The 18,379-nt window shown below is 56.2% G+C and carries 19 protein-coding genes; 13 read left to right on the top strand and 6 right to left on the bottom strand.

What is annotated here, in order from left to right; translation table 11 throughout:
• Complete coding sequence (gene mlaF, locus L2I46_RS08045; RefSeq protein ID WP_004206196.1) at positions 1-813, bottom strand: phospholipid ABC transporter ATP-binding protein MlaF; 813 nt, start codon at positions 811-813, stop codon at positions 1-3.
• A 209-nt stretch (positions 814-1,022) separates the two neighbouring features.
• On the opposite strand from mlaF, the gene L2I46_RS08040 reads away from it, so the two are divergent.
• From L2I46_RS08040 to npr, 11 genes are all read left to right on the top strand, one after another.
• The gene (locus tag L2I46_RS08040; RefSeq protein WP_023291127.1) at positions 1,023-2,000 is read left to right on the top strand and encodes a calcium/sodium antiporter; all 978 of its coding nucleotides are present in this window, start codon (positions 1,023-1,025) and stop codon (positions 1,998-2,000) included.
• Positions 1,997-3,001: an arabinose-5-phosphate isomerase KdsD gene (gene kdsD / locus L2I46_RS08035; RefSeq protein WP_369707981.1), complete on the top strand. Its 1,005-nt coding sequence runs from the start codon at positions 1,997-1,999 to the stop codon at positions 2,999-3,001. The genes L2I46_RS08040 and kdsD overlap by 4 nt, the downstream gene beginning before the upstream one ends.
• A 14-nt stretch (positions 3,002-3,015) precedes the next feature.
• Positions 3,016-3,582, top strand: a complete 567-nt coding sequence (kdsC, locus tag L2I46_RS08030; RefSeq protein ID WP_072420650.1) for a 3-deoxy-manno-octulosonate-8-phosphatase KdsC — start codon at positions 3,016-3,018, stop codon at positions 3,580-3,582.
• Positions 3,579-4,154, top strand: a complete 576-nt coding sequence (gene lptC / locus L2I46_RS08025) for an LPS export ABC transporter periplasmic protein LptC (RefSeq protein ID WP_002918413.1) — start codon at positions 3,579-3,581, stop codon at positions 4,152-4,154. Before kdsC ends, lptC begins: the two co-directional genes overlap by 4 nt.
• Complete coding sequence (lptA, locus tag L2I46_RS08020; protein ID WP_002918415.1) at positions 4,123-4,668, top strand: lipopolysaccharide ABC transporter substrate-binding protein LptA; 546 nt, start codon at positions 4,123-4,125, stop codon at positions 4,666-4,668. Before lptC ends, lptA begins: the two co-directional genes overlap by 32 nt.
• Before the next feature lie 6 nt (positions 4,669-4,674).
• On the top strand, positions 4,675-5,400 hold the full coding sequence (gene lptB / locus L2I46_RS08015; protein ID WP_004206203.1) for an LPS export ABC transporter ATP-binding protein: 726 nt from the start codon (positions 4,675-4,677) through the stop codon (positions 5,398-5,400).
• Between the two features lie 47 nt (positions 5,401-5,447).
• On the top strand, positions 5,448-6,881 hold the full coding sequence (gene rpoN, locus L2I46_RS08010) for an RNA polymerase factor sigma-54 (protein WP_004206204.1): 1,434 nt from the start codon (positions 5,448-5,450) through the stop codon (positions 6,879-6,881).
• Between the two features lie 22 nt (positions 6,882-6,903).
• Positions 6,904-7,191 carry a ribosome hibernation promoting factor gene (gene hpf / locus L2I46_RS08005; protein ID WP_004206206.1) on the top strand — a complete coding sequence of 96 codons (288 nt, stop codon included), beginning with the start codon at positions 6,904-6,906 and terminating at the stop codon, positions 7,189-7,191.
• 70 nt (positions 7,192-7,261) lie between these two features.
• On the top strand, positions 7,262-7,750 hold the full coding sequence (gene ptsN / locus L2I46_RS08000) for a PTS IIA-like nitrogen regulatory protein PtsN (RefSeq protein ID WP_004144926.1): 489 nt from the start codon (positions 7,262-7,264) through the stop codon (positions 7,748-7,750).
• 45 nt (positions 7,751-7,795) lie between these two features.
• Positions 7,796-8,650: an RNase adapter RapZ gene (gene rapZ, locus L2I46_RS07995; protein ID WP_004206208.1), complete on the top strand. Its 855-nt coding sequence runs from the start codon at positions 7,796-7,798 to the stop codon at positions 8,648-8,650.
• On the top strand, positions 8,647-8,919 hold the full coding sequence (gene npr, locus L2I46_RS07990) for a PTS phosphocarrier protein NPr (RefSeq protein ID WP_002918431.1): 273 nt from the start codon (positions 8,647-8,649) through the stop codon (positions 8,917-8,919). The genes rapZ and npr overlap by 4 nt, the downstream gene beginning before the upstream one ends.
• A gap of 63 nt (positions 8,920-8,982) precedes the next feature.
• Here the strand turns inward: npr and mtgA are convergent, their stop codons facing one another.
• From mtgA to uxuA, 4 genes are all read right to left on the bottom strand, one after another.
• Positions 8,983-9,708: a monofunctional biosynthetic peptidoglycan transglycosylase gene (mtgA, locus tag L2I46_RS07985; RefSeq protein WP_023291131.1), complete on the bottom strand. Its 726-nt coding sequence runs from the start codon at positions 9,706-9,708 to the stop codon at positions 8,983-8,985.
• Positions 9,705-10,358, bottom strand: a complete 654-nt coding sequence (gene elbB, locus L2I46_RS07980) for an isoprenoid biosynthesis glyoxalase ElbB (protein WP_023291132.1) — start codon at positions 10,356-10,358, stop codon at positions 9,705-9,707. The genes mtgA and elbB overlap by 4 nt, the downstream gene beginning before the upstream one ends.
• A 233-nt stretch (positions 10,359-10,591) precedes the next feature.
• Positions 10,592-12,931, bottom strand: coding sequence for an aerobic respiration two-component sensor histidine kinase ArcB (gene arcB, locus L2I46_RS07975; protein ID WP_032454177.1), 2,340 nt, complete (start codon positions 12,929-12,931; stop codon positions 10,592-10,594).
• 148 nt (positions 12,932-13,079) lie between these two features.
• On the bottom strand, positions 13,080-14,144 hold the full coding sequence (gene uxuA / locus L2I46_RS07970) for a mannonate dehydratase (protein WP_025999212.1): 1,065 nt from the start codon (positions 14,142-14,144) through the stop codon (positions 13,080-13,082).
• A 297-nt stretch (positions 14,145-14,441) separates the two neighbouring features.
• Here uxuA and L2I46_RS07965 point away from each other — a divergent pair, with 297 nt between their 5' ends.
• A complete protein-coding gene (locus L2I46_RS07965; RefSeq protein WP_048335409.1) occupies positions 14,442-15,458 on the top strand; it encodes a Zn-dependent oxidoreductase in 1,017 nt (338 codons plus the stop codon).
• A gap of 76 nt (positions 15,459-15,534) precedes the next feature.
• Positions 15,535-16,818, top strand: a complete 1,284-nt coding sequence (locus L2I46_RS07960; RefSeq protein ID WP_023291136.1) for an MFS transporter — start codon at positions 15,535-15,537, stop codon at positions 16,816-16,818.
• Between the two features lie 52 nt (positions 16,819-16,870).
• On the opposite strand, the gene L2I46_RS07955 is transcribed toward L2I46_RS07960, so the two are convergent.
• The gene (locus L2I46_RS07955; protein ID WP_023291137.1) at positions 16,871-17,806 is read right to left on the bottom strand and encodes a TIGR01212 family radical SAM protein; all 936 of its coding nucleotides are present in this window, start codon (positions 17,804-17,806) and stop codon (positions 16,871-16,873) included.
• Positions 17,807-18,379: the final 573 nt, after the last annotated feature.

Here is an 18,379-nt window from a genome sequence, read left to right as displayed (position 1 = left end):
TCAACTCCCTATGCCTAATAAATCATGGTGATAGTCGCCAGCCGGATAACGGAACGGCACCGGGCCGTCGGCAATACCATCAATGAACTGACGAACCCGAGGGTCGGCATTCTCCCGTAGCGACTGGGCGCTGCCGTGGGCGACAATCTTTTTATCCGCCACGATATACGCATAGTCCGCAATGCTCAGCACCTCAGGCACATCGTGCGAAACCACGATGCAGGTGACGCCCAGCGTGCTGTTGAGTTCAGAAATCAGCTTCACCAGCACGCCCATGGTGATGGGATCCTGCCCGACGAACGGTTCGTCGAACATAATGAGATCCGGCTCCAGGGCGATGGCCCTCGCCAGGGCGGCGCGGCGCGCCATGCCGCCGGAAAGCTCGGAGGGCATTAACTTCGCCGCACCGCGCAGCCCCACCGCCTCCAGCTTCATCATCACCGTCGTATGCAGCAGCGCAGGCGGCAGATGCGTATGTTCGCGCAGCGGGTAGGCGACGTTGTCAAAAACATTGAGGTCGGTAAACAGCGCCCCAGACTGGAACAGCATGCTCATCCGCTTACGCACCGTGTACAGACGTGAACGGGTCATCTGCGGCACGTTCTCGCCATCGAACAGGATCTCTCCCCTGTCCGGCGGGATCTGTCCGCCGATCAGGCGTAACAGGGTAGTCTTGCCGATCCCCGAAGGTCCCATAATCGCAGTAATTTTACCGCGCGGCACCGACAGCGAGATGTCGTCGAAGATCACGCGATCGCCGCGAGAAAAGCGGATACCGCGTACTTCAACTAAATTCGCCTGAGTTTGGCTCATAAAATCATCCTTACTAAGCACCTGATGGGCAAGCATCGCCCTTTCTTACGCCACAATCACAACATTTTTACAGAATCTTACCTGCACAGGTTAGCGAAAGCTGGCATTTGTTTTACTTTTGGCACGCATAAAGTCAAAATTAAGAATTCGTTACGCTGCGTAGGGATAACCCAGCGAGGCGACGATTATACCTGAAGAAAGGACTTTAGATGCTCTTAGCGACGGCTCTGTTAATTATTGGTTTATTGCTGGTTGTCTACAGCGCCGATCGTCTGGTCTATGCCGCCTCCATCCTTTGTCGCATGTTGGGGATCCCGCCGCTGATCATCGGTATGACGGTGGTGAGTATTGGCACCAGCCTGCCAGAGATCATGGTTTCCACCGCGGCCTCGCTGCATGGGCAGACCGATCTGGCGGTGGGCACCGCGCTCGGCTCCAATATCACCAATATTCTCCTGATCCTCGGTCTGGCTGCCTTACTCAGGCCATTTACCGTGCATTCTGATATTCTGCGCCGCGAATTACCGCTAATGTTGCTGGTCAGCGTGCTGGCGGGGCTGGTGCTCTATGATGGTCAACTGTCCCGTCTCGACGGCCTGTTTTTACTGGCGCTGGCGCTGCTATGGCTGCTGTTCACCATCAAGATTGCCCGTCTGGCGGAACGCCAGGGAAGCGATAGCCTGACCCGCGAACAGCTGGCGGAACTGCCGCGTGAAGGGTCGCTGCCGGTCGCTCTGCTGTGGTTAGGGGTGGCGATGATCGTCATGCCGATGGCCACCCGCATGGTGGTGGATAACAGCACGGTGCTGGCAAACTATTTTGCCATCAGCGAACTGACCGTCGGCCTGACGGTAGTGGCGATAGGCACCAGCCTGCCGGAGCTGGCCACCGCCATCGCCGGGGCGCGCAAAGGGGAAGATGACATTGCCATCGGCAATATCATCGGCGCGAATATCCTCAATATTGCGCTGGTGCTGGGTTTGCCGGCGCTGATCGCGCCGGGAGCCTTTGCGGCGGAAGCCTTTACCCGCGACTATGGCGTGATGTTGCTGGTCAGCCTGATCTTCGCGGTGCTGTGCTGGCGCCGTAGGCAGCAGCCGGGACGACTGGTTGGCGCGCTGCTGGTCGGTGGTTTTGTGGTTTGGTTGGCGATGCTGTTCTGGACAGCGCCGCTCTTCGTTGAATGACTCGGGATAACATCATGTCGCAAATAGATTTGCCCACGGATTTTGACTTTCAACAGGCCGGCCGTCAGGTGCTGGAAATTGAACGTGAAGGTCTGGCCCAGCTCGATCAATATATAAATGAAGATTTCACCCGCGCCTGCGAAACGATTTTCCGCTGCGGCGGGAAAGTCGTGGTGATGGGGATGGGCAAATCCGGCCATATTGGCCGCAAGATGGCGGCAACCTTCGCCAGTACCGGCACGTCGGCATTTTTTGTCCACCCTGGCGAAGCCGCGCACGGCGATTTGGGCATGGTTACGCCGCAGGACGTGGTGATTGCGCTGTCGAACTCCGGCGAATCGAACGAAATCCTCGCGCTGATCCCGGTCCTGAAACGCCAGCAGGTGAAGCTTATCTGCATCACCAGCCGGCCTGAAAGCAGCATGGCGCGCGCGGCGGATATCCATCTGTGCGTGAAAGTGCCGAAAGAGGCTTGTCCATTAGGGCTGGCCCCCACCTCCAGCACCACCGCCGCGCTGGTGATGGGCGATGCCCTCGCCGTCGCCCTGCTGGAGGCTCGCGGCTTTACCGCTGAGGATTTCGCTCTCTCGCATCCGGGCGGCGCACTCGGTCGTAAGCTGTTGCTGCGCGTCAATGATATTATGCATACCGGTGATGAGATCCCGCACGTCGGCCTGCAGGCCACCCTGCGCGATGCGCTGCTGGAAATCACTCGTAAAAATTTAGGTATGACCGCTATCTGCGATGACGACATGAACATCATCGGTATCTTTACCGATGGTGACCTGCGCCGGGTCTTCGACACCGGCGTCGATATGCGCGATGCCAGCATTGCCGACGTCATGACCCGGGGAGGGATCCGCATCCGTCCCGGCACCCTGGCGGTGGATGCGCTAAACCTGATGCAATCCCGTCATATCACCTGCGTGCTGGTTGCCGATGGCGACCATCTGCTGGGTGTGGTACATATGCACGATCTCCTGCGCGCGGGCGTAGTGTAAGTAAGGAAAAAATAATGAATAATGCTGATGCTCAGTTAGCGACCTGCTATGGGCCGGTAAGCCAGACGTTTCTCGATCGCGCGGCTAAGATCCGTCTACTGATCCTCGATGTCGACGGTGTATTATCCGACGGGCTTATCTATATGGGTAATCACGGCGAGGAGCTGAAAGCGTTCAACGTCCGCGATGGCTATGGTATCCGCTGCGCGCTGACCTCTGGCATTGAAGTGGCGATTATTACCGGACGAAAAGCTAAACTGGTAGAAGATCGCTGTCAGACGCTGGGCATTACGCATTTGTATCAGGGGCAGTCGGACAAGCTGCTGGCGTTCCGCGATCTCATTGACAAACTGGGCGTGCGGCCAGAGGAAGTCGCCTACATCGGCGACGATCTGATTGACTGGCCGGTGATGGCCGAAGTGGGCCTCAGCGTCGCCGTCGCGGATGCGCATCCGCTGCTGCTGCCGCGCGCCGATTACATCACCCGGATTAATGGCGGACGCGGCGCGGTACGCGAAGTCTGCGATTTGTTACTATTGGCGCAGGGCAAGCTGGATGAGGCCAAAGGGCAATCAATATGAGTAAAACCAGACGTTGGGTTATCATTTTACTGTCGCTGCTTGCGCTGATCCTCATCGGCCTGAATCTGGCGAATACGGACGACACGGCCCAGCCGGAGGTCAATCCCAACGACCCGACGTATAAAAGCGAACACACTGACACCGTGGTGTACAGTCCGGAAGGCGCCCTGAGCTATCGGCTGATCGCCGAGCACGTGGAGTATTTTTCCGATCAGGAGGTCTCCTGGTTTACCAAACCGGTGATGACCACCTTTGATACCAATAAGGTGCCGACCTGGTCAGTCAGGGCTGATAAAGCGAAGCTGACAAATGACCGGATGCTCTATCTTTACGGGCACGTTGAGGTGAATGCGCTCGCGCCAGACTCTCAACTGCGCAAAATTACGACGGATAACGCCCAGATAAATCTGGTAACGCAGGACGTTACCTCCGATGACATGGTGACGTTATACGGCACCACATTTAATTCCAGCGGCCTGAAAATGCGTGGAAACCTTCGCAGCAAAAATGCCGAGCTGATTGAAAAGGTGAGAACCTCTTATGAAATTCAGAACAAACAAACTCAGCCTTAAGATTGCGCTCGCCGGCGCGTTACTGGCCGCCAGCCTGCCGGCCCTCGCCAAGACGGGCGATACCGATCAGCCGATCCATATCGAATCCGATCAGCAGTCGCTGGATATGCAGGGCAACGTCGTCACCTTCACCGGTAACGTGGTCGTGACTCAGGGGACGATCAAGATTAACGCTGATAAAGTGGTAGTCACCCGTCCGGGCAATGAAAAAGGCAAAGAGGTGATCGAAGGTTTCGGTAACCCGGCCACCTTCTACCAGATGCAGGATAACGGCAAACCGGTAAAAGGCCGGGCGTCGAAAATGCGCTATGAGCTGCAGAACGATTACGTCGTGCTGACCGGCAACGCGTACCTTGAACAGCTCGACAGTAACATCAAGGGCGACAAGATCACCTATCTGGTGAAAGAGCAAAAAATGCAGGCCTTCAGCGACAAAGGTCGACGCGTCACCACCGTTCTGGTGCCGTCCGAGCTGCAGGACAAAAGCGGCAACCAGCAAAAGAAGAGTAACTAATCCGTTATGGCAACCTTAACTGCGAAGAATCTCGCTAAAGCGTATAAAGGCCGCCGCGTGGTGGAAGATGTCAGTCTCACCGTTAACTCGGGGGAGATTGTCGGCTTGCTCGGCCCCAACGGCGCCGGTAAAACCACCACCTTCTACATGGTGGTCGGGATTGTGCCGCGCGACGCGGGCAATATCATCATTGATGACGAAGACATCAGCCTGCTGCCGCTGCACGCGCGCGCGCGCCGGGGGATCGGCTATCTGCCGCAGGAAGCCTCGATTTTCCGTCGCCTGAGCGTCTATGACAACCTGATGGCGGTCCTGCAGATCCGTGACGATTTGAGCAGCGAACAGCGGGAAGATCGCGCCAAAGAGCTGATGGAAGAGTTTCATATTGAGCACCTGCGTGACAGCCTCGGTCAGGCGCTCTCCGGTGGCGAACGCCGCCGCGTCGAAATCGCTCGCGCGCTGGCGGCAAACCCGAAATTTATTCTTCTGGATGAACCCTTTGCCGGCGTGGATCCGATCTCGGTTATCGATATCAAACGCATCATTGAGCATTTGCGCGACAGCGGCCTCGGCGTACTGATTACCGATCATAACGTCAGAGAGACGCTCGCCGTCTGCGAACGCGCGTATATTGTCAGTCAGGGACACCTTATCGCTCATGGTACACCGCAGCAGATCCTCGAAGATGAGCAGGTTAAGCGCGTGTATCTTGGGGAAGACTTCAGACTCTGATAGGGTAGAGGTTACAGACGTTTTAGCCGGAGATATTTACCCTGAACATGAAGCAAGGTTTGCAATTAAGGCTTAGCCAACAGCTTGCCATGACGCCGCAGTTGCAGCAGGCGATTCGTTTGCTGCAGTTGTCCACGTTAGAACTCCAGCAAGAGCTCCAGCAAGCGCTGGAAAGTAACCCGTTGCTTGAGCAAACCGATCTTCACGACGAGGTAGAGGCGAAAGAGGTGGAGGACCGCGAGTCTCTCGATACCGTCGACGCGCTTGAGCAAAAAGAGATGCCCGACGAGCTTCCTCTCGATGCCAGCTGGGATGAAATCTATACCGCCGGTACGCCGTCAGGCAACGGCGTGGACTATCAGGACGACGAACTCCCCGTTTATCAAGGCGAGACTACCCAGACGCTGCAGGATTACCTGATGTGGCAGGTCGAGCTGACGCCCTTCACCGATACCGACCGCGCCATCGCCACCTCCATTGTCGACGCCGTCGACGATACGGGCTACCTCACCGTTCAGATTGAAGATATCGTCGACAGCATCGGCGATGAGGAGATCGGCCTCGAAGAAGTGGAAGCCGTCCTGAAGCGCATCCAGCGTTTCGATCCGGTTGGCGTCGCGGCGAAAGATCTGCGCGACTGCCTGCTGATCCAGCTCTCGCAGTTCGCCAAAGAGACGCCATGGCTGGAAGAGGCCCGGCTGATTATCAGCGATCATCTCGATCTTCTGGCCAACCATGATTTCCGCACCCTGATGCGGGTGACCCGCCTGAAAGAAGAGGTGCTGAAAGAGGCGGTAAATCTGATCCAGTCCCTGGATCCCCGTCCTGGCCAGTCCATTCAAACCAGCGAACCGGAATATGTCATTCCCGACGTGCTGGTGCGCAAGGTCAGCGGCCGCTGGACCGTGGAGCTCAACGCCGACAGCATTCCACGGCTGAAAATTAATCAGCAGTATGCGGCAATGGGCAACAGCGCCCGCAATGACGCCGACGGCCAGTTCATTCGCAGCAATCTTCAGGAAGCCCGCTGGCTGATCAAAAGTCTTGAAAGCCGCAACGATACCCTGCTTCGCGTCAGCCGCTGCATCGTAGAACAGCAGCAGGCTTTTTTCGAACAGGGTGAAGAGTATATGAAGCCGATGGTGCTGGCCGATATCGCCCAGGCCGTCGAGATGCATGAATCGACGATTTCCCGTGTCACCACGCAAAAATATCTGCACAGTCCGCGCGGTATTTTTGAACTGAAGTATTTCTTCTCCAGCCATGTTAATACCGAAGGCGGCGGCGAAGCCTCGTCGACGGCGATTCGCGCGCTGGTGAAGAAACTCATCGCCGCGGAAAACCCCGCGAAGCCGTTGAGCGACAGTAAGCTCACCTCCATGTTGTCCGAGCAGGGTATCATGGTCGCGCGCCGCACTGTCGCGAAGTACAGAGAGTCTTTATCCATCCCGCCGTCAAACCAGCGTAAACAACTGGTCTGACACAACCGATAAGGAAGACACTATGCAGCTCAACATTACAGGACACAACGTCGAGATCACTCCCGCGATGCGCGACTTCGTCACGGCGAAGTTCAGCAAGCTGGAACAATTTTTCGACCGGATCAATCAGGTCTATATTGTGTTAAAAGTAGAGAAAGTGACGCAAATTGCGGACGCGAATCTGCATGTCAACGGTGGCGAAATCCATGCCAGTGCGGAAGGGCAGGATATGTATGCGGCTGTCGATGGTCTTATCGACAAGCTGGCAAGGCAGTTAACGAAGCATAAAGATAAACTAAAACAACACTAATTGTCCGGGCCCCCCTGCGTCCGCCGTCAGTTAACATCGGCGACGGGCGCGGGGGCGCTCAGGTGAAATTATGATGAACAACGATTCGGCTCTACAACTGAGCAACGTCCTGAACCAGGAATGTACCCGTAGCCAGGTTCACTGCCAGAGCAAGAAGCGTGCTCTGGAAATCATTAGCGAACTGGCCGCCAAACAGTTAAGTTTGCCGCCGCAGGTGGTGTTCGAAGCGATCCTCACCCGCGAAAAAATGGGCAGTACCGGGATTGGCAATGGTATCGCCATTCCCCACGGAAAACTGGAAGAGGATACGCTGCGTGCTGTCGGCGTTTTTGTCCAGCTGGAAACCCCCATCGCCTTCGACGCGATCGACAATCAGCCTGTCGACCTGCTGTTCGCGCTGCTGGTGCCGGCCGATCAGACAAAAACCCACCTGCATACGCTCTCCCTGGTGGCCAAACGACTGGCCGACAAAGCGATTTGTCGTCGCCTGCGCGCGGCGCAGAGCGATGAAGAGTTGTATGAGATCATCACCGAAGCAGGAAGCAGCGATGACGCATAACGGCAGTCGCACCTTATCCTTTATCGTACTGAGGAGAAACGGTACATGGTACTGATGATCGTCAGCGGCCGCTCGGGCTCGGGTAAATCCGTCGCTCTGCGAGCGCTGGAAGATATGGGCTTTTACTGCGTGGATAACCTGCCGGTCGTGCTGCTGCCCGATCTGGCACGGTCGCTGGCTGACCGCAATATTTCGGCGGCCGTAAGCATCGACGTGCGGAACATGCCGGAATCACCGGAGATCTTCGAGCAGGCCATGAAAAACCTGCCGGAGTGCTTTTCGCCGCAGCTGCTGTTTCTCGATGCCGATCGCAACACGCTGATCCGTCGATACAGCGACACCCGTCGCCTGCATCCGCTGTCGAGCAAGAATTTGTCGCTGGAAAGCGCCATCGACGAAGAGAGCGATCTGCTGGAGCCCCTGCGCTCGCGGGCCGACCTGATTGTCGATACCTCGGAGATGTCGGTTCACGAGCTGGCGGAAATGTTGCGCACCCGGCTGCTGGGTAAACGTGAACGCGAACTGACCATGGTCTTCGAATCCTTCGGCTTTAAGCACGGTATCCCGATCGATGCCGATTACGTCTTTGACGTGCGCTTTCTGCCAAACCCGCACTGGGATCCGAAGCTGCGTCCTATGACAGGTCTGGATAAACCGGTGGCCGCCTTCCTCGATCGGCACACCGAAGTGCACAACTTTATTTACCAGACCCGGAGCTATCTTGAGCTATGGTTACCGATGCTGGAGACCAACAATCGCAGCTATCTGACGGTGGCCATTGGCTGTACCGGCGGTAAACATCGTTCGGTTTATATTGCTGAACAACTGGCTGACTACTTCCGCTCGCGCGGCAAAAACGTACAGTCTCGTCATCGGACGCTGGAAAAACGTAAATCATGACCGTAAAGCAGACCGTTGAAATCACCAATAAGCTGGGCATGCACGCCCGCCCGGCGATGAAGCTGTTCGAACTAATGCAGAATTTCGATGCCGAAGTGTTGCTGCGCAATGATGAAGGCACTGAGGCGGAAGCCAACAGCGTCATTGCCCTGCTGATGCTGGACTCGGCGAAAGGACGGCAGATAGAGGTGGAGGCCAGCGGTCCGCAGGAAGTGGAAGCCCTCGCCGCGGTGATTGCCCTGTTTAATGCCGGGTTTGACGAAGATTAAACGTGATGCTTCCCGGCGACGGACGACTGGCGACTGTACCAGCCCCGGCGCCGGATTAACCCGCTAATAGAGCTTATGCTCACGCATGAACCCTTCTCCACCCAGCTGTCGCATCTGACGTAAGATCCAGGCCTGGCGGTTGCGCACATAGCCCGAAGGCGCGTCGGCGCGATAGCGGATCGGGTTTGGCAGCACCGCGGCCAGCAGAGCCGCTTCCCCCGGCGTCAACTGGCTGGCGGGCTTATGAAAATAGCGCTGGGCGGCCGCTTCCACGCCAAAAATCCCATCGCCAAACTCGGCAATATTCAGGTAGACGGTCAGGATCCGCTTTTTACTCCACACGGTTTCCATGCCGACGGTCAACCCGGCCTCCAGTCCCTTGCGCAGCCAGCTACGTCCATCCCACAGAAACAGGTTTTTCGCCGTCTGCTGCGACAGCGTTGATGCGCCGCGAATGCGGGTATCGTGACGCTCATTGTGCGCCAGCGCCTTTTCTATCGCCGGGACGTCAAACCCCCAGTGTTCCGGGAACTTCTGATCTTCGGCGGCAATCACCGCCAGCCCCATCCACGGGGAGATGTTATCCATGGCGACCCAGTCGGAGTGCGCCAGATAGTGGACATCTCCGGACAGCCAGGCGCTAACCTGCCGCTCAAGCATGACCGCCGAAAAGGGCACCGGCAGCACGCTAAACAGCGCGATCCCCCCGCCCCAGAAGACGGCGGCGATCAGCAGCAGACGCAGCGCCAGTCGTTTAAGCAGCGCGAAGGGCGCAATGCGGAGCTTCATGCGCTCAGCGCCAGTACGCGGGCGACCAGTTTTTCGATCCCGGTAGCGGCTTGCGCAATATTCTCCGCCAGCATATACGCCGGGGTGGTAACCACTTTGTTCTCTTCATCCACCACGATGTCGTCGACCGGGCAAGGCACATGCTCCGCCCCCATCTCCTCCACCACATCGGCGGTGTCGAGATCGGTCCCGATTGTCATCCGCAGCGGAAACGCAAAGATCTTCGGCAGCAGCGCCGGAGCGATGCACATAAAGCCCAGCGGCTTGCCGGCCTGATGCATCGCCAGCGTCAGGGCCCGCAGATCGCGGTCCACCTCACATTCGCTGCCCTCGGCGGCGAAGCTGCTTAAGTTTTTCGCCGCGCCGAAGCCGCCGGGGACGATCAGCGCGTCCAGCGTCTCCTCACGCGCCTGCGCCAGCGGCAGGATGTCGCCGCGGGCGATGCGCGCCGCTTCAACCAGTACGTTGCGTTGCTCGGTCAACGGTTCGCCCGTCAGATGGTTGATGACGTCGCGCTGCGGTTTATCGGGCGCAAAGCAGACCGCCTGCGCGCCGTTGCGCGCGATCGCCAGCAGGGTAATCACTGCCTCATGAATTTCACTACCGTCGTACACGCCGCAGCCGCTCAGTACCACACCAATTTTTTTCATCGCCTTCGCTCCTCCATGCAACTCGCTGAAACCAGTCAAAAATGTCGATTTACTCGCTATGCTTCACATATTTTACTGATTCATGTAACAAATTAGTTAAGCTTTGCTATCTTAATGAGCGAGCAATCCACTTCTCAGGTTGCGCCACGTAACAACATCACTCAAATCACACTGGCTCAACCACCAGTTCCCTGGTGTTGGCGCAGTATTCGCGCACCCCGGTCTGTCCGGGGTCATTTTTTCCCGGCCTTCGCCACCCACGCCTTCAGAACCGCCACGTCGTTTTGCCACTCGGATTTCATCTCTTCAACCCATTCAGCGACATTATCAGACCAGGCAGGCAGGTCCGGCGTCTGGATCTGCTGACCCAGCTGCTGGATGTGGCGCAGGCCAATAGAGCCCGCAGCCCCTTTGATCTTATGCCCCTCTTCAACGATCCCTTTTTGATCCCGGGCGGTGAGATTAGACTCAAGGACGGACATATAGCCCGGCATCATCTTCTCAAACACCGCGAGGCCATCGTTGATAAGCTTCGGTCCCACCAGTTCGATATATTGCTCAAGCATATCGGTATCCAGCACCGCATCGGCTTTATGCCGATCGGCCGCCGGCGCTTCCTGCGCCTCCTCTTCCGGCGCATCCCAGAATTTTTTAATCATGGCCGTCAGCGCCGGCACCGATAGCGGCTTGCTCAGCACATCGTCCATGCCGGCATCCAGATACTCTTTCTTATTCTTCAGCACGTTGGCGGTCAGGGCCACCAGCGGCGGCAGCTCATCCGCGGCAAAATTCTGTTTTAGCTGACGAGAAATATCCAGTCCCGTCATATCCGGCAGCTGGATATCCAGCAGCACCAGGTCGTACTCGCCAGGCTCAAACATCTCCAGCGCGGCTTTGCCGGTCATCGCGACATCCACGCTGTTGCCCAGCTTTTCCAGCACCGAGCGCGCCACAATGACGTTGAGCTCAATATCTTCCACCAGCAGCACGTTGAGCGCCGGTAATGGCATGTCGTCTTCCGCCAGCGTATCTTCCACTTCTTCCGCAATGGCAGGCGCATGGACGGTGAGCGTAAAGGTCGCCCCTTTACCCGGCTGGCTGGTGACGCTGATATCGCCGCCCATATTGCGCGCCAGGCGACGCGATACGGCGAGGCCAATCCCGGTGCCGGTGGCGGGTTTGCCGCCGTGGCTGTCTTTGACCTGATAATACATGGCGAATATTTTGTCCTGCTCCGCTTCAGGAATACCAATCCCGGAGTCTTCCACTTCGAAGTGCAGGATATCGCCTTCGTCATAGCGCACGCGGACGTTCACCCCTCCGCCCTGTGGGGTAAACTTCACGGCGTTGCTGATAAGATTCCACAGGATCTGCCGCAGGCGGGTGCCATCGGTGATCACCTTGTGCGGCAGCGGCAGGCTCGGCTCCAGCACAAAGCGCAGTCCCTTCTGCTGCGCCTGCAGACCGGAAAGGTTTTCCAGGTCGGCAAGGAAGCTGGTGAAGTCCACCGGCTGGTTATCGAGCTGCACCTTACGGCGCTCCATTTTATCCATGTCGATAATATCATTGAAGATATTCCCCAGCGTCACCGCTGAGACATGGATGGTTTTCAGGTATTTTTCCTGCTCGCTGGTCAGTTCGGTATCCAGCAAAATTCGGCTCAGCCCGACAATCCCGTTCAGCGGGGTACGCAGCTCATGGCTGATGGTGGAGATGAAGGTGGTTTTATCCCGGCTGGCGCGTTCGAGGGCGTCCTGATAGCGTTTTCGTTCGGTGATATCGCGTCCGAAGCCCATCAGACCACGACGCTTACCGACGCGATCGTAGTACGGGACCTTGCGGATTTCGAAGCACGCTTTACGGCCATCGGGATAGTCCAGCCACTGCTCATAGGTCAGCGATACATTGTGGCGGAACACCTTCTCATCGGTTTCCAGCACCTTTTCCGCCGCCTCTTCGCTATAGACATCCTGCGGTTTGAGGTGGATCAGCTGTTTCTCGCTTTTGCCGGTCAGCAGCTCCATCGCCCGGTTACAGCCGGAAAACTCTTTATCCTCATTGCGGTAGAAGACCAGGTCCGGGGAGGCATCGAGGAAAGAGCGCAGAAAGGAGGATTGCTGTTCGAGCTGGATCTGCGTCTCTTCACGCTCTTTCATCTCGATCTTCAGCTGCTCGAGGGTGGTCTCACGCTCGGCTTCCGCCTTTTCACGTTCGCCAATCTCCTGATTCAACTGCGCGATATTGTCTTTCAGCTGCACGTTCAGCTTCAGATCGCGCTCACGCATCTCCTCCAGTTTCTCCACCAGCCGCGAAAGACGCTGGCGGGACTCTTCAAGCTGCTCCACCACCACCGAGAGAAAATAGACCGCCCACGGGGTGATCAGTAGACCGAAGAAGATAGAGCGGATAACGTCGATGCTTTCAACCTGGCCATGCAGCACCATGGTGACCGCCATCTGTACCACGATGGCCAGCACCACCAGCGCAAGTGCCAACAGCATTGAAAAGCGGACCAGACCCAGCTTCATCATCAGGTCGACATAATACTGCGCCAGCATACGAATTTGCTTCATAAGGGATTCCTTCACGACAACTCCGCACAATAATACTCAATTCTGAGCAATGCGCTGTAAGTTGTGCAAAAAATGCGGGAAGGAGCCGATATGACGGCTGGCCGCCGAGGCGAACCAGCCGCGAAAAAGAGGCATGGTCAGGAAGGGGTTAGCGCTTGCTTAGCGCCTCCCAGAGACCTTTGAGGTAGGTCACCCCGAGTGCGCGATCGTATAAACCATAGCCCGGACGTCCGGTCTCTCCCCAGATAAAGCGGCCATGATCCGGACGTATATAGCCGTCGAAGCCGTTGTCGTGCAACGCTTGCATCACCTTGTACATATCCAGGGAGCCGTATTCTGACGGATGGGCGCACTCGTAAAAGTCTTTATCCTGCATCAGTTTAATATTGCGGACGTGGGCAAAATGGATCCGCTTGCGGCGGGTAAACTCAGCCAGAATAGCGTATACGTCGTTATCCGGATCTTCGGCAATCGAGCCGGTGCAGAGGGTGATGCCGTTGGCGGGTGAATCGACAGCCCGGCAGATCCAGTCCAGATCGTCGCGGTTTTTGACCACCCGCGGCAGGCCAAATATCGAGTACGGCGGATCGTCAGGGTGGATCGCCATTTTCACGCCCACCTCTTCGCAAACCGGGATCACCGCCTGCAGAAAATAGACCAGGTTCTCCCGCAGCTTATGGTCATCCACCGCGCTATATTTGGCAAACAGGGTCTGCACTTCCGCCAGCCGTTCCGGCTCCCAGCCCGGCAACGCGAAGCCGTTTGAATTCTCAAGCACCTCCTTCACCACGTCTTCCAGCCGCTTATCGATATCTTTCTTCTCAAAAGCCATCGTCAACGAGCCATCCGGCAGGACGTAGTTCATATCCGTCTTCATCCAGTCGAACACCGGCATGAAGTTATAGCAGATGACTTTGACGCCGAAGCGGGCAAGGTGGCGAATGGTCTGCTGATAGTTGGCAATATAGCGGTCACGAGAAGGGAGGCCGATTTTGATGTCGTCATGGATGTTGACGCTCTCTATCACCTCCATTTTCAGGCCTGCGGCATGGGCCTGGCTGACCAGTCGCTCAATTTTATCCTCCGGCCATACCTCGCCCACCGCGACGTCATAGAGCGCGCCGACCACCCCCTCCACGCCGGGGACCTGGCGTATATGCTCTAATGAAACCTTATCTTCCTCTGGTCCAAACCAGCGCATTGTCATCTGCATCGTCATCACCTGCTCAACATAGTTTAATTTCACCCTACTACCATACCAGTAATCATAATTGATTGAGCCTTAACTGTCGTGATGGCGATCACATTCCTGCTGACCGGCTCGCCGGTGAGGTCGCTTTCGCTACATTCATAATTTTTCTCAATTTATTTCAATAGATTAATCATTGCCGGGCTTTTTCTGACGACCTTCGCCAAATGTGATCCAGAGCTAGTTATGATCAATTGCATACTTGTATGGTAATAAAAATCACGATATTTGTTCAGAAAACAGACAAGGGAAGGAACAGAAATGAGAAGCGTCGTTGTCAAAGAGCCAGGCCAACTGAACATCGAATCACGTCCGGTTCCCGCTCCGGGCGCCCACGAAGTCCGGGTGAAAATCGCCTTTGCCGGGATCTGCGGTTCCGATGTGCATATCTATCAGGGCCACAACCCCTTCGCGAAATATCCCCGCGTGATCGGCCATGAATTCTTCGGCATCATCGATGCCGTCGGCGAACAGGTCTCTCCGGCACGCATCGGCGAGCGCGTCGCGGTCGACCCTGTCGTCAGCTGCGGCCAGTGTTATCCCTGCTCGGTGGGGCGGCCGAATGTCTGTGCGCAGCTCCAGGTCATCGGGGTTCACCGCGACGGCGGATTCAGCGACTACGCCTGCGTGCCGGCGAAAAACGCCTGGCGCATTCCGGAAGTCATCAGCGATCGTCAGGCGACGATGGTTGAGCCTTTTACCATTGCGGCAAACATTACCGCCCAGCTGCAGCCCATGGCGCAGGATATCGCCCTGATCTACGGCGCAGGTCCGATGGGTCTGACGGTGATCCAGGCGCTGAAGGGGGTGTATGGCGTTAAGCAGGTGATCGTCGTGGACCGCATTGCCGAACGTCTGCAGATGGCGCGGGACAATGGCGCCGATCTGACGCTGGATAACACTCACCAGCCGCTGGCGGAACAGCTGGCGCAGCGGCAGATAGCCCCCACGCTGGTCATCGATGCCGCCTGCCACCCGGCGATCCTTCAGGAGGCCATTCTCCTCGCCTCTCCCGCCGCACGCATCGGCATACTCGGCTTCTCCGGCGAGGCGTCCACCCTCACCCAGCAAAGCATCACCAGTAAAGAGATCTCCATTTTCTCCTCCCGGCTGAACAGCGGACGTTTTCCGCTGGTCATCGACTGGATGGAGAAAGGCCTTATCCAGCCTGAGGCGTTAATCACCCACTGCATGCCGCTGGAGCAGGTAAAAGAGGCTATGGAGATTTTTGCCAACGATCGGAAAACCTGCTGCAAGGTATTACTGCAGCTGGGGTAAATACTAAATAACGGGCGACGTGAATATTGATATCCGTCGCGCCAGAGCTCAATAACATACTCATCACGGTGTCATCATGGGAAAAAATATCCGCTGGATTATCGTCCTGTTATTATTTTTAGTATATATGATTAATTATCTGGACCGGGTGGCGTTATCCATTACGGTACCGATGATTGAAAAGGATCTGGCGCTAAATGCCGAACAGTTTGGTATTATTTTCGGCAGTTTTTTCTTCGGCTACGCGGTATTTAATTTTATTGGCGGTCTGGCCGTGGATAAGTTTGGCGCAACGCTGGTCCTGGGGCTGGCGGTGGGGATGTGGTCGCTATTTTGCGGCTTAACCGCCTTTGCCACCGGCTTTTATTCCATGCTGATGCTGCGCGTTCTCTTCGGGATGGCTGAAGGCCCGATTTGCGCGTCGGCGAACAAGATGATCAACGGCTGGTTTCCTAAGAAGCAAGCGGCTACCGCCGTAGGGCTGCTCAGCGCCGGCTCTCCGCTGGGCGGCGCGGTTGCCGGCCCCATCGTCGGTTATCTGGCCCTCGCATTCGGCTGGCGCCCGGCGTTTATGATTATTTTCGCCATCGGTATTGTGTGGATGGTCGTGTGGTTTTTTATTGCCGCCAACTCGCCTGACAAACATAAGCATGTCAGTCAGGAAGAGCTCATGCTCATTAATAAAATGAAGCAAGAGGAGGACGCCCTGGAAACCGTAGAAAATCAAACCGCTCACTCATTGGGTTATTATCTCAAGCAGCCTATTATTCTGGTAACGGCCTTTGCATTCTTCTGCTACAACTATATTTTGTTTTTCTTCCTCAGCTGGTTCCCGTCCTATCTGGTTCAGCAGCACCATCTGGATATTAAACAGATGAGCCTCACCACCATGATCCCATGGATAGTCGGCTTTGTCGGCCTGGCGCTGGGGGGCTATATTTCCGATAAAATTTTTAAACTCACCGGACGCCTGCTGCTGTCGCGCAAAATTGTGCTGGTGGTATGTCTGCTGATGGCCGCCATCTGTGTGGGGCTTGCCGGTACCGTCAGCAGCGTCGTTCCTGCCGTTCTGCTGATGTCGGTCTCCATCTTTTTCCTCTATGTCACCGGAGCGATCTACTGGGCGATTATCCAGGACGTGGTGCATAAATCCCGCGTCGGCGGCACCAGCGGCTTTATCCACCTTATCGGCAGCGTCTCCGGCATCGTGGGGCCGATTGTCACCGGCTATATCGTGCAGTCTACCGGTAAATTCGACAGCGCCTTTGTCCTCGCCGGCACTATCGCCGCGCTCGGCGCCCTGCTGGTACTGTTCGTGATCAAAACGCCACGCGTGACAATGAAAGCCAGTCAGGCATAGTCGACAGCAATACCATGCCCGGCGCAGTCATCACGCCGGGCATCCTCTGAGACTATTTCACCGCCTGGGGCGCGACCCAGCTGCGGCCCAGCGCCGAACCCTGAGCGCCCTGCTCATTCAGATAGCGATCCAGTTCAACCATTCCGGTCCAGCGATTTTCGCACCACAGCGGCGCGAGCAGCGTGGGCCGACGGGCGCTGGCCGATATGCGATGGTAGATCACCTCCGGCGGGGTGTGGCGGATCATCTCCCCGGCGGTGACGGTATACGCCTCCAGTTCGATGCCATCGAGACGTCCGGCCTGCCATGCTTTTGCCATAATGCTGCCTTTAACGATATGCAGCGGGTGCAGCTTGATGCCATCCACGCCGGTGGTCACGACCCGCTCCAGCGTCTCGAGGCCGTGCTCCTGGGTCTCCCCGGGCAGGCCGACAATGAGATGCGCGCAAACCTTCAGTCCGCGCTCACGCGCCAGACGCGCGGTACGCTGGTAACAGGCGAAATCATGCCCGCGGTTAATGCGATGCAGGGTCTTATCATGCGCGGTCTGCAGCCCCAGCTCCAGCCATACCTCATACCCCTGCTGGTGGTATTCACTGAGCAGGTCGAGAACCGCCTCCGGCACGCAGTCCGGGCGGGTGCCGACGCAGAGGCCAACGATATTCGCCTCGCTGACGGCCTGGCGATACATCGAGCGGAGCACCTGCACTTCAGCAAAGGTGCTGGTATAAGCCTGAAAATAGGCCAGATAGCGCTTTGCCCGGTTAACGAGCTGCGCCTGATGGGCGAGCTGTTCGGCGATGGATCGATGCTGCTGGGCTTCATCCGCAAACGAGGCCACGTTACAGAAAGTGCAGCCGCCACGGCCCAGCGTACCGTCGCGGTTCGGGCAGCTAAAACCGCCGTGCAGCGTTAGCTTATGGACCTTTTCGCCATAGCGGCGCAGAAGATCCCCACCAAACATATTGACTAATTTCTGTAACTGCATAATCTGATAGACCGGCCTCAACAAAGGGGGCCAAGCCTGCCACTTTTCGTCACCGACGGCGATGACCTGGATCAATCGTCAGCGCGGCGCCCCGCTTCATTGCATAAACAATCATGATTACTGCAATTTCATTCACCCACAGGGTAATGAGTTTTCCTTATATTTCATCATCGCGCGGCCCTAATCTACTTTATGGTAAAAAACAGTATTAATATCCACCACATAAATTTATAGCAGTCAAATATGCTAATAATGAAATATATTTCAGCGCAGATCGGTAATGCAAAGCCGCGCGCACAGTGAGACAGATCACACTAGTCTTACCCTCTGCAGACGTATCCAAAGCATAAAAAATGGCATTATTTATTTTAAAAACAAAAAGTTAACACGTGTATAGCACATTTTTGTATTAATAAGATTGCCATTTGACGTAAGTGTGGATTCCCGATAAGTTGGGAATCCGCTGGAAGCTTTCTGGATGAGCACTCTGCTCATCATATTTATGCAGTAATTGAGATTCCCTCTTAACAGCAAGTCCTCAAACTTGTGTACCGATGCAAAAAGGATTTAAAG

The organism is Klebsiella sp. 2019SCSN059 (genome assembly GCF_021739525.1).
Lineage (GTDB): Bacteria > Pseudomonadota > Gammaproteobacteria > Enterobacterales > Enterobacteriaceae > Klebsiella > Klebsiella quasipneumoniae.
This window is presented reverse-complemented; position numbering and strand designations above follow the sequence as displayed.

What these genes read in the sequence shown, in the direction of transcription:
- mlaF (WP_004206196.1), bottom strand. Translation starts at nt 813, where the DNA reads ATGAGCCAAACTCAGGCGAATTTAGTTGAAGTACGCGGTATCCGCTTT.
- L2I46_RS08040 (WP_023291127.1), top strand. Translation starts at nt 1,023, where the DNA reads ATGCTCTTAGCGACGGCTCTGTTAATTATTGGTTTATTGCTGGTTGTC.
- kdsD (WP_369707981.1), top strand. Translation starts at nt 1,997, where the DNA reads ATGACTCGGGATAACATCATGTCGCAAATAGATTTGCCCACGGATTTT.
- kdsC (WP_072420650.1), top strand. Translation starts at nt 3,016, where the DNA reads ATGAATAATGCTGATGCTCAGTTAGCGACCTGCTATGGGCCGGTAAGC.
- lptC (WP_002918413.1), top strand. Translation starts at nt 3,579, where the DNA reads ATGAGTAAAACCAGACGTTGGGTTATCATTTTACTGTCGCTGCTTGCG.
- lptA (WP_002918415.1), top strand. Translation starts at nt 4,123, where the DNA reads ATGAAATTCAGAACAAACAAACTCAGCCTTAAGATTGCGCTCGCCGGC.
- lptB (WP_004206203.1), top strand. Translation starts at nt 4,675, where the DNA reads ATGGCAACCTTAACTGCGAAGAATCTCGCTAAAGCGTATAAAGGCCGC.
- rpoN (WP_004206204.1), top strand. Translation starts at nt 5,448, where the DNA reads ATGAAGCAAGGTTTGCAATTAAGGCTTAGCCAACAGCTTGCCATGACG.
- hpf (WP_004206206.1), top strand. Translation starts at nt 6,904, where the DNA reads ATGCAGCTCAACATTACAGGACACAACGTCGAGATCACTCCCGCGATG.
- ptsN (WP_004144926.1), top strand. Translation starts at nt 7,262, where the DNA reads ATGATGAACAACGATTCGGCTCTACAACTGAGCAACGTCCTGAACCAG.
- rapZ (WP_004206208.1), top strand. Translation starts at nt 7,796, where the DNA reads ATGGTACTGATGATCGTCAGCGGCCGCTCGGGCTCGGGTAAATCCGTC.
- npr (WP_002918431.1), top strand. Translation starts at nt 8,647, where the DNA reads ATGACCGTAAAGCAGACCGTTGAAATCACCAATAAGCTGGGCATGCAC.
- mtgA (WP_023291131.1), bottom strand. Translation starts at nt 9,708, where the DNA reads ATGAAGCTCCGCATTGCGCCCTTCGCGCTGCTTAAACGACTGGCGCTG.
- elbB (WP_023291132.1), bottom strand. Translation starts at nt 10,358, where the DNA reads ATGAAAAAAATTGGTGTGGTACTGAGCGGCTGCGGCGTGTACGACGGT.
- arcB (WP_032454177.1), bottom strand. Translation starts at nt 12,931, where the DNA reads ATGAAGCAAATTCGTATGCTGGCGCAGTATTATGTCGACCTGATGATG.
- uxuA (WP_025999212.1), bottom strand. Translation starts at nt 14,144, where the DNA reads ATGCAGATGACAATGCGCTGGTTTGGACCAGAGGAAGATAAGGTTTCA.
- L2I46_RS07965 (WP_048335409.1), top strand. Translation starts at nt 14,442, where the DNA reads ATGAGAAGCGTCGTTGTCAAAGAGCCAGGCCAACTGAACATCGAATCA.
- L2I46_RS07960 (WP_023291136.1), top strand. Translation starts at nt 15,535, where the DNA reads ATGGGAAAAAATATCCGCTGGATTATCGTCCTGTTATTATTTTTAGTA.
- L2I46_RS07955 (WP_023291137.1), bottom strand. Translation starts at nt 17,806, where the DNA reads ATGCAGTTACAGAAATTAGTCAATATGTTTGGTGGGGATCTTCTGCGC.